Origin of the sequence: Streptomyces sp. NPDC017991 (assembly GCF_044328075.1) — a bacterium.
Taxonomy (GTDB): Bacteria; Actinomycetota; Actinomycetes; order Streptomycetales; family Streptomycetaceae; genus Streptomyces.
In genome coordinates this window covers 949,857-964,584 of the sequence record NZ_JBIRGP010000001.1, presented here as the reverse complement: position 1 = coordinate 964,584, position 14,728 = coordinate 949,857, and the positions used below count along the sequence as shown (strand labels likewise).

The 14,728-nt window shown below is 70.9% G+C and carries 8 protein-coding genes; 2 read left to right on the top strand and 6 right to left on the bottom strand.

Going from position 1 to position 14,728, the window contains the following annotated elements; all coding sequences use genetic code 11:
* Window positions 1-9: 9 nt before the first annotated feature.
* The gene (locus ACH4DZ_RS04145) at window positions 10-2,430 is read right to left on the bottom strand and encodes a SpoIIE family protein phosphatase (RefSeq protein WP_398285341.1); all 2,421 of its coding nucleotides are present in this window, start codon (window positions 2,428-2,430) and stop codon (window positions 10-12) included.
* Between the two features lie 312 nt (window positions 2,431-2,742).
* On the opposite strand from ACH4DZ_RS04145, the gene ACH4DZ_RS04140 reads away from it, so the two are divergent.
* On the top strand, window positions 2,743-5,850 hold the full coding sequence (locus ACH4DZ_RS04140) for a glycoside hydrolase family 2 TIM barrel-domain containing protein (RefSeq protein ID WP_398285340.1): 3,108 nt from the start codon (window positions 2,743-2,745) through the stop codon (window positions 5,848-5,850).
* Window positions 5,851-5,857: 7 nt separating this feature from the next.
* Here ACH4DZ_RS04140 and ACH4DZ_RS04135 read toward each other — a convergent pair whose 3' ends face one another.
* Together ACH4DZ_RS04135 and ACH4DZ_RS04130 are read right to left on the bottom strand one after the other, a co-directional pair.
* Complete coding sequence (locus ACH4DZ_RS04135; RefSeq protein WP_398285339.1) at window positions 5,858-7,501, bottom strand: cytochrome bc complex cytochrome b subunit; 1,644 nt, start codon at window positions 7,499-7,501, stop codon at window positions 5,858-5,860.
* Window positions 7,498-7,881, bottom strand: coding sequence for a sigma factor (locus ACH4DZ_RS04130; protein WP_398285338.1), 384 nt, complete (start codon window positions 7,879-7,881; stop codon window positions 7,498-7,500). The genes ACH4DZ_RS04135 and ACH4DZ_RS04130 overlap by 4 nt, the downstream gene beginning before the upstream one ends.
* 562 nt (window positions 7,882-8,443) lie before the next feature.
* Here ACH4DZ_RS04130 and ACH4DZ_RS04125 point away from each other — a divergent pair.
* Window positions 8,444-10,384 carry an RICIN domain-containing protein gene (locus ACH4DZ_RS04125; protein WP_398285337.1) on the top strand — a complete coding sequence of 647 codons (1,941 nt, stop codon included), beginning with the start codon at window positions 8,444-8,446 and terminating at the stop codon, window positions 10,382-10,384.
* 48 nt (window positions 10,385-10,432) lie between these two features.
* Here ACH4DZ_RS04125 and ACH4DZ_RS04120 read toward each other — a convergent pair whose 3' ends face one another.
* The 3 genes from ACH4DZ_RS04120 to ACH4DZ_RS04110 all read right to left on the bottom strand — a co-directional run bounded on the left by ACH4DZ_RS04120 (window position 10,433) and on the right by ACH4DZ_RS04110 (window position 14,542).
* Complete coding sequence (locus tag ACH4DZ_RS04120) at window positions 10,433-11,602, bottom strand: lactate 2-monooxygenase (RefSeq protein ID WP_398285336.1); 1,170 nt, start codon at window positions 11,600-11,602, stop codon at window positions 10,433-10,435.
* 117 nt (window positions 11,603-11,719) lie between these two features.
* Entirely contained in the window at window positions 11,720-12,721 is a 1,002-nt protein-coding gene (locus ACH4DZ_RS04115) for a hypothetical protein (RefSeq protein WP_398285335.1), read from the bottom strand.
* A gap of 183 nt (window positions 12,722-12,904) precedes the next feature.
* On the bottom strand, window positions 12,905-14,542 hold the full coding sequence (locus ACH4DZ_RS04110) for a purine-cytosine permease family protein (RefSeq protein ID WP_398285334.1): 1,638 nt from the start codon (window positions 14,540-14,542) through the stop codon (window positions 12,905-12,907).
* Window positions 14,543-14,728 lie beyond the last annotated feature (186 nt).

The following is a 14,728-nucleotide window of genomic DNA, read 5'->3' as shown; positions in this document are numbered from 1 at the left end:
GGCGGCGTCTCAGCCCTGGTCGTCCTCGCCGAACACCAGCTCCGCCCAGATCGTCTTGCCCTCGGTGGTGTGGCGGCTGCCCCAGCGCTGAGTGAGCTGGGCGACCAGGAGCAGCCCGCGGCCACCCTCGTCGAACGTCTTGGCGCGGCGCAGATGCGGTGCGGTGTGACTGGAGTCCGAGACCTCCACGATCAGGGTGGAGGCGTTGTGGATGAGCCGCAGCCGGATCGGGCGTTCGCCGTACCGGATCGCGTTGGTGACGAGTTCGCTGACCACCAGCTCGGTCGTGAAGGCCGCCTCGCTCGCACCCCAGGCCTCCACCTGCCGGACGGCCTGCTTGCGGATCGGGCCGACGAGCGCGGGATCGGCCGGCACCTCCCAGGTCGCCACCTGGGAGGACGGCAGGCCCTTCGTCCGGGCGAGCAGCAGGGCCACGTCGTCCGAGGCGCCGGCGGGCGGGAGCAGCGACTGCAGGATGTCGTGGCAGGTCTCGTCGAGGGAATTCGAGGTCCGCGCGAGCGCCCGGGACAGCAGCGCACGGCTCTCGTCGAGGTCACGCTCGCGGTTGTCGATCAGGCCGTCGGTGTAGAGGGCGAGGACGGTGCCCTCGGCGAGTCGCAGTTCGGTCGACTCGAACGGCAGCCCGCCCAGGCCCAGCGGCGGCCCCGCCGGTACGTCGATCTCCTCGGGCGGCCCGCCGGGCCGGATCATCACCGGTGGCGGATGACCGGCGCGGGCGAGGGTGCAGTGCCGGGTGACCGGGTCGTAGACGGCGTACAGGCAGGTGGCGCCGACCTCGCCGGTGGTGCCTTCGCTGCCCGCCTCCGCGGAGAGCCGGACGACCAGGTCGTCGAGGTGGGTGAGCAGTTCGTCCGGTGCCAGGTCGATGTCGGCGAGGGTGCGCACGGCGGTCCGCAGCCGGCCCATGGTGGCCGAGGCCTGCAGCCCGTGGCCGACGACGTCTCCGACGACCATGGCGACCCGCATCCCCGACAGCGGGATCACGTCGAACCAGTCGCCGCCCACCCCCGCCCGGGCCGCGGGGAGATAGCGCGAGGCCGCCTCGACGGCGGCCGTGCGGGGCAGCGACCGCGGCAGCAGGCTGCGCTGCAGGGCGATCGCGGTCTCGCGTTCGCGGGAGAACCGGCGGGCGTTGTCGATGCAGACGGCCGCCCTGGCCGTGACCTCCTCGGCCAGCAGCACGTCGTCGTCGGTGAACGGGTCGGGCCGCCGGAACCGGGTGAAGACCGCGACGCCCAGGGTCGCGCCGCGGGCCTGGACGGGCACGGACATCGTCGAGTGGATGCCGTGTTCCCTGACCCGGTCGGCGCGCACCGGGTCCCAGGCGAGCCATTCCGAGAGCGTGGTCGCGGCATCGGCGGCCACGATGGGCCGGCCGGCCACCAGGGAGTCGGCCTGCGGTGAGCCCGCGGGATAGGTGTCCACCTCCCCGAGCTTGACGACCGACTCCGGATCGCCGGGATGCACCGACCGGTGGGCGGCGCGGCGCAGACTCACGGGAGCGAGGACCGGCCCGGTGTACGGTTCGCCGCCGTGGTCGGGGGGATCCACCAGGTCGACGCTGACGAAGTCGGCGAGCGCGGGCACACAGACATCGGCCAGTTCCTGCGCCGTACGGGTGACGTCGAGGGTGGAGCCGATACGGACGCTCGCCTCGTTCACGAGCTGCAGGCGCTCCCGGGCGAGGTACTGCTCGGTGAAGTCGTGGGCGGACAGGCTGATGCCGCGCACCCGACCCCCGGCGTCGGTCAGCGGCGCCATCCGCGCCAGCCAGGCCTGGGCGCGGCCCGCGGGAGCGGTGCCCAGATACGTCTGCACGTCCTCGCGTCTGCCGGTCAGGAGCACCCGGAGCATGTGCCCCTCCAGCTCCTCGTTCTGCGGCCGGCCGCCGATCTCCGAGATCCGCAGGCCGCGGATGCGCTCCTCAGGGAGGGCCATCGACTCGGCCATCACCGCGTTGACCCTGCGCAGCCGGAGCCGCTCGTCGAAGATCGCGGTCGCACAGGGCGACTGGTCCAGGAAGGTGGAGGCGAGGGAGTCGTCCTGCGCCTCCGGGGTGCCGTTCTCCAGCGGGGTCACGACGAGCCAGTCGCTGCGGTCGCCCAGCTCGGGGCGCCGCCGGTGCGCGAGCAGCCAGACGCGCAGGGTGCGGCCGTCCTCGTGGCGCAGCGCGAGCGTGCCGATCCAGCGGTCGTCGGCCGACGGACGCCGCAGCTCACCGGCGGTCGGCGCCAGCAGTTTCGCGGCGGACCGGCCCACGACATCGGCCGGCGCATGCCCGAGCAGACGTCGGGCGCCCTCGTTCCACTCGACGACGACGCCGTCACCGTCGATGACGGCCCTTGCCGTGAAGGTCTCGTCGAACGGATAGTCCGGGCCGTCGCCCGCTGTTTCGCTGGGGCTCCTCACATCGCCGCCACTCCATCGCGCACACACTCACGGTGAACAGGTCCATCACTTTTGTCCCAGGGTAGTGCGTCCGGGCCCTCCTCACACGGCGCGGAGGTTCCCGCCCACGGGCGCCGGCCTCCCCGTCGGGTCCCGTCCGCCCGGCGGAGGATTCGGGCCGATGTACCAGGACGGACAGAACGCGCTTACCGGGGCCTTGACGGACGCATGTGTCGCGCTGTCAGAATCTGTTTGTTCACGAGTAGTTGTGAGCGAGTAGTTTCGAGCGAGTACTGGTGAACACATGTGGGCCCTTGACGAAAGGGAAACCCGGTGACGGTCACGCGCAGGTCTCTACTGATCGCAGGCACAGCCACTCCGGTGGCCCTCGCCGGGGCCCCGGACTCCCGGGCCGCCGAGGAGGCCGTGCCCCGGGCCCGGACCGGGACGGGAGGCCGGTCGATCCCGCTCCGGGACGGCTGGCGCTTCGCACTCGTCGACCCGTCCGGCGTCACCGACCCCACCGGCGCGTACGCCCGGGCCGCCGAACCCGGCTACGACGACTCGCGGTGGCGGCGGATCTCCGTACCGCACGACTGGAGCATCGAGCTCACCCCCACCACCGACCACGGCACCAGCAGCGGCACCGGCTTCCTGCCGGGCGGCCTCGGCTGGTACCGGATCGCCTTCACGCTGCCGCCCGCGTACGAGGGGAAGCGGATCTCCGTCGAGTTCGACGGCGTCCACATGGACTCCTCCGTGTACTGCAACGGCGAACTCGTCGGCCAACACCCGTACGGCTACACGGGGTTCGCCCTCGACCTGACCGACCTGCTGCACACGGACGGCACCACCGCCGACGTCATCGCGGTCCAGGTCAGGAACCAACTGCCCAGCAGTCGCTGGTACTCGGGGAGCGGCATCTACCGCGAGGCGCGCCTGATCGTCACCGAGCCGGTGCACGTCCAGCGCTGGGGCACCTACGTGACCACCCCGGAGATCGACGACGACCACGCGCTCGTCCGCGTACGGACGAGTGTGGTGAACGCGTCGGGCACCGCGAGACGGGTCGAGGTGAGATCCGCGGTCGTCGACCCGGACGGCCGCACGGTGGCCCGGCGGACGAGCACGATCGACGTCGGGGACACGAGCACCGCGGACCAGCAACTGACTGTGCAAAAACCGAAGTTGTGGTCGTACGAGCAGCCGCGACGCTACACCCTGCACACCGAACTCCGGGTCGACGGCCGGACCACCGACACCTACCGCACCCCGTTCGGTGTCCGCCACGTCGTCTTCGACGCCGACGACGGCATGACCCTGAACGGCACCCACGTCAAACTCCGGGGCGTCAACCTCCACCACGACCTCGGGGCACTCGGCAGCGCCGTCGGCGCGGACGCCGTGGAACGCCAGCTGAGAATCATGCGCGACATGGGTGTCAACGCCCTGCGCACCTCGCACAACCCTCCGGCACCCGAGGTGATCGAGGCCTGCGAACGGCTCGGCATCGTGATGATGGTCGAGGCCTTCGACTGCTGGCGGCGCGGCAAGAACCGGTACGACTACGGCCGCTTCTTCGACGAGTGGTCCGACCGGGACATCGCGGAGATGGTCCTGGCGGCGCGCAACTCGCCCGCCGTCGTCCTGTGGTCCATAGGCAACGAGATCCCCGACTCCACCTCGACCGCCGGCCTCGCCATGGCCGACCGGCTCATCGACGACGTGCGGCGACTCGATCCGACCCGGCCGATCGTGCTCGGCTCCGACAAGTACCGGAGCCTGCCCGCCCTCGGCTCGGCCGCCGATCTGATGCTCGCCAAGATCGACGGACTCGGCCTCAACTACAACACCGCGGCCTCGGTCGACGCCCTGCACGCGCGCTATCCGCACCTGTTCCTCTTCGAGTCGGAGTCCTCGTCCGAGACCTCCACCCGGGGCGCCTACCAGGAGCCGGAGCACCTCAACACGGGCGAGAACCACACTCCCGGCCGACGGGACACCTCCTCGTACGACAACAACCTCGCCTCCTGGACGATGAGCGGCGAGTACGGGCTCAAGAAGGACCGGGACCGGAAGTGGTTCACGGGGGAGTTCCTGTGGTCGGGCATCGACTACATCGGCGAACCCACGCCGTACGACGTGTTCCCGGTGAAGGCGTCCTTCTTCGGAGCGGTGGACACGGCCGGCTTCCCGAAGGACATGTACCACCTCTTCAAGAGCCAGTGGACCGACGAACCCATGGTCCATCTGTTCCCCATGGACTGGACGGACCACGAAGCGGGCGGCACCGTGGAGGTCCGGGCCTATTCCAACGTGGACACGGTCGAGCTCTTCCTCAATGGAAAGTCGCTGGGCACAAGGAAGTTCGACGAGAAGAAGACCACCGACGGACGGACGTACCTGGAGACCACCGAGGCGACGGGCGACGACAAGACCGTCACCGGCGGTCCCTGGCCCGGGAGTTACACCAGCCCGACCGGCAGTGCGGGCAAACTGCACCTCGCCTGGCGGGTGCCGTTCGCTCCCGGTGAGCTGAAGGCGGTGGCCAGGCGCGACGGCAGGACCGTGGCCACCGATGTGCTGCGCACCGCGGGCGAGGCGCACGCGCTGCGGCTCACTCCCGACCGCAAGTCCGTCGCCGCGGACGGCCGTTCGCTGTGCTTCGTGACCGCGGAGGTGGTCGACGCCCGTGGTGTGGTGGTGCCCGGCGCCGGCCACTCCATCGCCTTCGACGTCGACGGCGGATCGCTGGCCGGCGTCGACAACGGGCGCGAGGAGAGCGCCGAGCGCTACCAGGCGAGCACCCGCACGGCCTTCCACGGCAAGGCTCTGGCGATCGTCCGCGCCGGGACCGAGGAGGGAGGGCTCAGGCTGCGGGCGCGCTCGGCGGGGCTGCGGACGGCGACCGTGACCGTGCGTGCCACCGCCGCACGGCCGCAGATCCTCACTCCGGCACCCGACTTCGCACCGGACCCGGGGCCGGGCGCCCCCAACTACCCGCTGGTGGACGCCAGTTACTCGGGCCGCCCGGACACCCTGCCCGCCGCCATGCTCGACGGCGACCCGGCCACCGGTTGGTCCAACGCGTTCTTCAAGGCGGCCACGGCCCTGCTGCCCGCCTTCGACGGCGCCCGCGAGGAGGACTGGGTGTCCGTCGAGTGGGGCCGCGCCCGGACCGCCGACCGGATCCAGCTCTCCTTCACGGTCGACGCCACGCACTCCCTGCCCGCCCGACTGGACGTCGACTTCTGGGACGGTCACCGCTACCGGCCCGTGAAGGGCGCCGACATCGACTGGGCCACCGCGTCCGACGCGCCGACAGCGGTCACCTTCGACGCGGTACGCGGCAGCCGGCTCCGGATCACCATGAGGAGCCGCCACCCGGGTGAGGCCCGGGGCGCGCTGCGGATCAGCCGCCTGGAGGTCCCGCCTCGCTGACCTCCCGCTAGGCCCTGTCCTCGCCGGGCCCGTGTGCCGCCCGGTGCTCCTCCGCCGTCGGCTTCGCCACCTGGGTGCCCTCGCCGTACAGTGCGCGAGAGAGCCGGGTCCGCAGGTTCGGCGCCCGCCCGTTCGGGCCCGGCACGCCGTTCGCGTCCTCGGCCGGGCCCGGGTCGAGCGGCCGGGGCTGCTCGTGCTGGGTGAGGGTGTGCAGCTCGGCGGGGGAGAGCGGGCGGTGCAGTTCGACGTACTCGCCGTGCGGGAGCCGTTTGATCACGCCGGTCTCGCGGCCGTGCAGCACCAGTTCCCTGTCCCGGCGCTGGAGGCCGAGGCAGATGCGCCGGGTCGCCACGAAGACGATCACCGGGACGGCGAACAGGGCGATCCGGACGGCCCAGGTGACCGTGTTGATCGACAGATGGAAGCGGGTGGCCACGAGGTCGTTGCCGCCGCCCGCCAGCAGGATCAGATAGACGCTGATCCACGCTGCGCCGAGGGACGTGCGGATCGGCCGGTTGCGCGGCCGGTCCAGGAGATGGTGCTCGCGTCTGTCGCCGGTGACCCAGGACTCCAGGAACGGATAGGCGCCGATGAGGACCAGCAGGAGGGGGAACACGACGATCGGGATCAGCACACCGAGCACCAGTGTGTGCCCGGCCGCGTTGATCTCCCACCCCGGCATGACGCGTACCAGCCCCTCGGCGAAGCCCAGGTACCAGTCCGGCTGGGCCCCTGTGGACACCTGGTCGGCGCGGTAGGGGCCGTACGACCAGACCGGGTTGATCGACGCGACCGCCGAGATGAGGGCGATCACCCCGAACACCAGGAAGAAGAAGCCGCCCGCCTTGGCCACGTACACCGGCATGAACGGCGAGCCCACCACGTTCCGTTCGGTCTTTCCCGGACCGGGGAACTGGGTGTGCTTGTGGTACACGACCAGGATCAGATGTGCGACGACCAGGGCCGCCATGATCCCGGGGATCACCAGAATGTGCAGCGAGTAGAACCGCGCGATGATGTCGTGGCCGGGGTACTCGCCGCCGAACAGGAAGAACGACAGATACGTTCCGACGATCGGTACGGACAGGACGGCTCCGTCCACGAACCGCATCCCGGTGCCGGACAGCAGGTCGTCGGGCAGCGAGTAACCGAAGAGCCCCTCGAACAGGCCTAGGAACAACAGCGTCCAGCCGAACAGCCAGTTGACCTCACGGGGCCTGCGGAACGAGCCCGTGAAGAAGTATCGCATCATGTGCATGAGCATCCCGGCGATGAAGATCAGCGCCGCCCAGTGGTGGATCTGCCGGATCAGCAGACCGCCCCGCACATCGAAACTGATGTCCAGCGTGGACGCGTACGCCTCCGACATCCGGATGCCGTTCAGCGGGACGTAACTGCCGTTGTACGTCACCTCGTTCATCGACGGGTGGAAGAACAGGGTCAGGTAGACGCCGGTCAGGATCAGGATGACGAAGCTGTAGAGGCAGATCTCCCCGAGCAGGAACGACCAGTGGTCCGGGAAGACCTTGCGCAGATACTTCTTGCCGAGGGTGTGGGTGCCGAGGCGGCCGTCGAACCAGTCGGCGACACGCTGACCGGAGGACGCGCCGGGACCTCTCGACCCGGCGGCCGGCCGTTCGGTGGCGGTCACGCGTCCGCCCCCTTCTCCGCGGGCCCCACGTGCTCGGCGGCGTCCGCCGATGCCTCTCCGGTGGCCGCGGCCACCAGCGGCTCGGGCAGCCACGGGCCCACGTACGTCTCACGTCGTCGGCTGAGCGCGGCCCGGCGGGTCAGCGCGTGGTTGACCGTGACGCGCACCGGATAGGCACGCGGGTTCTCGATGTACCGCTCCGGCGACCGGTCGCGGCTGCCGGACCAGGACAGCCAGATGTCCTGCAGTACGTCCTCGGTGTCGGCGACGCCGCCGAGCATGTTGTAGGCGATCGCGAACAGCAGCTCGCGGTGTTCCATGAACTGCCGCGTCCCCGAGGTCGGTAGCTCATCGGTCTGCGGTGCCGGACTTTCGGACATGCCTGTGCCTCCCGTAGCGCGCTCACTACTGCGAGGGCTCCGGGGGGCTGAGATGTGACAGCCGGCGGCGAAATGTGACACAGGTCTCAGGCGTGTGCGGGAGATCGAGGTCGACGGCCCGTTTCGCGGGGGAGAGCCGCCGCCGTCCCGCGCGGAACCTTCCGAGAAGGGCCGGGTACGAGTGGACCACCGACCCCTGCTATGAGTTGACCGAGATGGACCGGACGAGTTGCTGAGAAGGACCGGACGACTTGACCGGGATGGACACTGACTTTCCTTCAATGGGTGGATGTCGCTGAAGTGGCTCACGCGCCTTGTTGGGCGTGAGCGTCATGTGCAAGGGTGAACTTCCTCGCACATGGCCAATGGCCAGGTCTGATTCACCGTTCGGGATTCCGTCGTGCCGTTGGGCCCGAAAGGCTCGTGGCCGGCGGATGCCGAGTGGTCGACGTCCCGGCCGCTTTCCGTGCGCCAAGGCCGAAAGGTACGCACCAGCCAGGAGCTCCTTTTCGGCGGTCAGAACTCCTGTGTGCCACCTTGTGCCTTGGAAGGAAATCGCTCAGTGCACACCCCCCACCCGCCTCGTCCGCCGTATCCGCCCGCCTCCGGTGCCGCCCCCGGAGAATCCGACGAGAGCCTCGCAGCCCTTCTCAGGGCGCAGCCGGAGGGCGAACTGGCCCACCCCGTCGCGCTCCTGCTCGCGCGGCACTGGCAGTCGACGCACGACTACGCCGTCATCTGCCTCGCCTCCTCGGCGGACGTCGCCTCGATGGTCACCGCCGCCGCCTTCCAGCAGGTACTGGAACGCCTCCGGCGCGCCGGGTCCGCAGCCGCCCTGCGCCCCCAACTCCTGGTGGCCGTACGGGACATCATCGAGGTGTGGTCCGCGGAGGACCGTATATCCGAGGCACTCCCGGATCTCCGGAAACCGGCCGGCGGCCGCGGTATGCGCGTGACGAAGTCCAAGACACCGGAAAATCGCAAGCTCGCGGAACGTTCTTTCCAGGCTCTCCCGGGACTCGCCCAGTGCGTGCTCTGGCACACCGAGGTCGAGGCCGAGCACATATCCGTACCGGCCGGTCTGCTGGGCATGGATGTCGACAACGCGTCGGCGGCGCTTGAGCAGGCTCGCGAGAAATTCCGCGAGGGCTGTGTACGGGCCCATCGTGAACTCGCGCCGAACAAGGATTGCCGTCACTACAACCGTCTCCTGGACGTTCCGATTCGGCGTGGCGGTGCCTTGCTCCCCGATGTGCAGCAGCATCTGCTCGCGTGCCGTTTCTGCCGTTACGCGGCCGAGCAACTGAGCCATTTCGAGGGTGGTCTCGGGGGACTGCTCGCCGAAGGCGTGCTCGGCTGGGGTGCCCGTCGATATCTCGAATCGCGGCCGAGCGGCGGTCGTTCGGCGGTCCGGGCCGTCCGGCACACCGGCAGGCGCCCGGTCGGCGGCGGCCGTTCCCGCCGGCTGTCCCAGCGCTCCGCCAGGCAGGGGCGGCACTCCTCCCCGGGCCCGCGGTACTCGAAGGCACTCCTGACCGGAGCGGGCCTGGTCTCGGTGGCCCTGCTCGCGACCGTCCTGGTCGCGAGTCTGTGGTCGCAGGACGACGGCGGCGCCGACCCGTCGGCCACCGCCGGGGCGTCCGCCGGTCTCTCCCCGGGCGGGCAGGCACCGCCCGCCCGGTCGTCGTCCCCGCCCGGCTCGGCCGGCCTGCCCACCGGGCCCATCCGGACCCGGCTGCGCAACCTCGCCGCCGACCTCTGTCTCGACATCAAGGGCGACAGGGCGAGAGCCGGCGCCGGCGCCGAACTGGACACGTGCTCGGCCGTCGCCACGCAGAAGTGGTCCTACGAGAAGGACGGCCTCCTGCGCAGCGCCGCCGACCCCGAGCTGTGCCTGGACTCCCATGTGGACGCCGGCGTGGTCGTCCTGGGCAACTGCGCCCCGGGGTCCGCCAAGAGGGGTGACGACGTGCGCTACGACCTCACCGTGCGGGGCGAGTTGCTGCCCCGCTGGCAGGCGGAGCTGGCCGTCGCTCCCGCCGCGGACGAGGCCGGGGCGGACGCGGTGGTGAAGATCCGTGACCGCGGCGACGACCAGCGCTGGCTCACCGACGGCACCAGGGCGACGCCCGAGTCGCTGTCGATAGCGGGCACGGACGCGCCGTCCGGCGAGCCGACCGCCGACCGGTCCGCCGCGGACACGCGGATCGGCTCGAACTCCGGGGCCGGGGCCGGCGCAGGGTCGGGGCCGGGGTGTGCCGAGGCGAGGTGCGACGCCGAGCCGCGTACCGCGGAATCGAACGAACCGGATGAACCGGAGGGAAGGGCTGAGCCCACCCCCTCCGCGTCGACTCCTTCCGCGTCGAGTTCCTACCCGTCGAGTTCCTACGCGTCGAGTTCCTACGCGGAGCGCCGGGCCGCCACGGTCGACGACTCCGGCCCGCCTCCCGCCGGACCGCTGCCCCTCCTGCTGGCGAGGTCGGTCACCGCGCTCGGCCTGTGACCGGCGGGTTCCGCGTGGCCGCGGACGGCTTCGTGGCCGTGGTCGCGGTCAGCCGGTCTCCTCCTCCAGGTCGTCGGCGCAGAGGTCCCCGGGCCCGGCGTGGCCCGACAGCGCGAGAGTGAGGTCGAGTTCGGCCAGCAGACAGCGGATGACGTGCTCGACGCCGGCCTGGCCGTCGAGGCCGAGCCCGTAGGCGTACGGACGCCCGACGAGCACGGCCTCGGCGCCCAGTGCCAGCGCCTTGAAGATGTCGTCGCCCGAGCGGATCCCGCTGTCGAAGAAGACGGTCAGCCGGTCCCCGGCGGCCTCGACGACCCTGGGCAGCGCGTCGGCGGCGGCGACGGCACCGGCCACCTGACGCCCGCCGTGGTTGGAGACGACCACGCCGTCCATCCCGGCGTTGACGGCCCGTCGGGCGTCGTCGGGGTGGAGGACGCCCTTCAGGACGATGGGGCCGTCCCAGTTCTCCCGCAGGAACTCCAGGTCGGGCCAGGTCTTCGCGGGATCCGCGAACATCCCGACGAAGTGCATGACGGCCGCGTTCGGGTCCTCGTGCACGGGCTTGGCCAGACCTGCCTGGAACGCCGGGTCGGAGAAGTAGTTGGCGGTGCCCACGCCGTGCAGGAACGGCAGGTACGCCTGGTCCAGGTCGCGGGGCCGCCAGGCGAGCAGGGGCGTGTCCAGCGTGACGAACAGCGCGGTGAACCCGGAGGCCTTGGCGCGGTCCAGGAAACTCTTCGTGACCTCGCGGTCCTTCGCCCAGTACAGCTGGAACCAGCGTTCCCCGTCACCCATCGCCTCCGCGACCCGCTCCATCGGCGTACTGGAGGCGGACGACAGGATGAACGGGACCCCCTGTGCGGCGGCGGCCCGGGCCGCCGCAGGCTCGGCGTCCGGATGCATGATCGACAGGACACCGACGGGCGCGAGGGCGAGCGGGGCGGGCAGCGGGCGGCCCAACACCTCGACGGACAGGTCGCGTTCGTGGACGTCCCGCAGCATGCGCGGCACGATACGGCGGCGCTCCAGCGCGGCCCTGTTGGCCCGTGCCGTACTGCCGTTGCCCGCACTGCCCGCCACATAGCCCACCGGGCCCGGCCCCAGCCGCTGTTCGGTGAGCTCCTCCAGCCGGGTCAGATCCGTGGGCAGCCGGGGCACCGCCCCTGTCATCCCGTTCAGATAGATCTCGTACTGGAAGTCCGCCCAGTGCTTCGTCATCCGTACGCTCCGCCTCTCGCCCTGGAACCCGTGACCGGGACCGTGCCTTTCCTGCCCGCGGCCCCGCGACGATCCTGACGAGCGGAGCAAGATCCGTCCAGCACGCCGACGGCACGCTCAGACCGGGAACGACACCCGCACGGACACCAGGCGGCCCGTCGGGTCCAGGTCCGCCGTGACCGGGAACCAGCCGTCGCCCTGGCCGGTCATCGCGCACAGCACCTGTGCGCCGCCGACCCGTACGGTGCCGGACTCCAGCGGGGAGGCGCGGACCGCTCGCATGATCTGCCAGTGGTGGGAGTGCGGGCGGAAGTCCACCATCAACCGCCTTCGCGGGTCCGCGTCCTTCCAGTCGAAGAGCGCGGTGGCCAGCCGTATCGCGTCCGGCATCGGCAGGCCGGTCCAGCCCTTCACACCCTTCTCCCCGGGCTCGCCCAGGTCGGGGGCCGCGAACTCGGTGGCGGCGTCGTCCTCGGCCGCACCCCAGAACGCGACGTCGGCCAGCCCGTCGACGGGGTCGTCGTGCCGCCAAGCGCTCAGCGCGTCGGCGTCGCCGAAGAGCAGCCGGGCCCAGTCGACGCGGATCTCCCCGAGTTCCACGGACTTGGCGGCGGGGGAGGGGTCGACGGGGACCACGATGCCGCTGTCCGTCGCCAGTACCGGCAGTGGACGGTCCCGGGGTACTCCGCCGAGGACCACGACCGGCACGCCGTGCATCAGGAAGCAGCCTCCGCCGCGCTCCGCGCACCGTCGTACCCGCTCCCGGTGCGGCACCCGCTCGGCGCGGGCTTCGAGGGCGGCGTCGAGGCCCTGCTCCCGGCAGTGCGCGTCGAAGAGTTCGACCAGACGCGCGACCCCGGACGCCGGGATGTCGTGGAGCGTCCGGCCGGGCTGCCGGCCGAAGCAGTGGGCCGCGGTGTCGGCGTCGGGGCCGGTGATCAGGAAGTCGGTCGCCGCGCTCACATCGGCGGCGACCACCGGATCCTGGACACCGAACGCTCCCGGGTCCACCAGCGCCGGTGAACCCTCCCCGCTCCACATCCCCAGATGACCGCCGTCGACGATCACCAACTCACCGGACGGACAGGTGATCTCGCCCAGTCCGTAGATCTCTCCCATGGCGGGGCAGTCTACGAAGACCGCGCTCCCGGGCAGCCCCTGCCGCGGGAGCTGTCCGGAATTCGCTGTCAGGGGGTGTCGGAGGCCGCGCAGAGCCAGGGCTTGGGAGCTGACGCGGCAGGCTGCTGACGGTCGCCCGTTGACGGTCGACGGTCGTCGTCGGAAGCCGTCACTCATCAGCTGTCAGGCGTCAGTCACCATCGGGTTCCGGTTCGCCCTGGACCCGAGAGCGGCCTCGGCCTCGGTTTCGTTCTCGGTCCCTGGTCCCGTGATCGGCGGCACCGGCACGTCCACGGTACGGACCAGCCGCGCGCCCTGCGGGCCGTACGCCGCTCTCGGCTCCGGGAAGAACCACAGCAGGCCCAGGAACAGGACGGCCGCGACGGCCAGTGAGATCGGCAGCCCGATGTCGACCCCGCCGGCCAGATCGCCGAGCGGCCCCACGAACTGGCCGGGGATGTTCGTGAAGAGGACACCGAGCAGCGCGGAGACCCACCAGGCGGTCATGCCGCGCCAGTTCCAGCCGTGCGTGAACCAGTAACGGCCGCCGCGCTGGCGCCGGTTGAAGACCTGGAGCGCGTCGGGGTCGTACCAGCCGCGACGGGTGAGGAAGCCCAGCATCATCACGACCATCCACGGCGTCGTACAGGTGATGATCATCGTGGCGAACGTCGAGATGCTCTGGACGAGGTCGAAGCCGAAGCGGCCCACGAAGATGAACGCGATGGACAGCACCCCCACCAGCACCGTCGCCCGCACCCGCGAGAGCCGCGGGAACACGGAGGAGAAGTCGAGCCCCGTGCCGTACAGCGCGGTCGTGCCCGTCGCCATGCCGCCGATCAGCGCGAGCAGACACACCGGCAGGAAGAACCAGCTCGGCGAGATGGCCAGCAGCCCGCCGACGAAGTCGGGGGCCGCCGGGTCGACGTACTCCGGGGCCTTGGCCGCGATGATGCTCGCGGTCGCGAGTCCGAAGACGAACGGCAGCAGGGTCGCGATCTGCGACAGGAACGCGGCCCCGACCACCCGGCGGCGCGGGGTGCTCGCCGGGATGTACCGCGACCAGTCGCCGAGGAACGCGCCGAAGGACACCGGGTTCGACAGCACGATCAACGCGGAGCCGATGAACGACGGCCAGAACAGATCCCGCGTCGCCGCGTCCGCCGACGCCGTGAAGATTCCCGCGTACGACGGGTCGAAGTCCCCTGCGAAGGCCACCAGGCCGACCAGGAACAGCAGGGTCGCCGCAGCCACCGCGATCTTGTTGACGAACAGCATGAAGCGGAACCCGTACACGCACACCGCGAGCACCAGGACGGCGAAGAGCGCGTACGCGACGACGTACGACAGGTCGCTGCGCTCCAGGCCGAAGAGCCGGTGCGCGCCGCCGACCAGGGCGTCCCCGGAACTCCACACCGAGATCGAGAAGAACGCGATCGCCGTGAGCAGGGAGAGGAACGAGCCGACGACCCGGCCGTGCACACCCAGGTGGGCGGAGGAGGAGACGGCGTTGTTCGTGCCGTTGACCGGTCCGAAGACCGCCATCGGGCAGAGGATCAGCGCGCCCGCGAGCACTCCGAGGAGTGTCGCCGCGAGTCCCTGCCAGAAGGAGAGCCCGAAGAGGATGGGGAAGGCGCCGAGGACGCAGGTGGAAAAGGTGTTGGCCCCGCCGAAGGCGAGCCGGAAGAGGTCGAGCGGACTCGCGCTGCGGTCCGCGTCGGGGATCCGCTCGACACCGTACGGCTCCACCTCGGTGAGCGACGGCGGTGACGCCACGGAGGTGGCGGGCGAGTCGGGGGAGGCAGGGGAGTTCTGGGACAAGGAGGGGCTCCAGCGAAGGACCGGCCCTGGCCGGCTGGGCGGGGGAGCGCGTGGTGACGCGGCTGACGGGACGGCGTGTCGCCGCGCGAGGGTGCGCGCGGCGCGGGGAAGCCGTCCCCTGGTGCGATGGTCTGCCGAAGGTATGGGGCGCACCGAGGGCCGCACCAGTGGATGAACCATCCATCT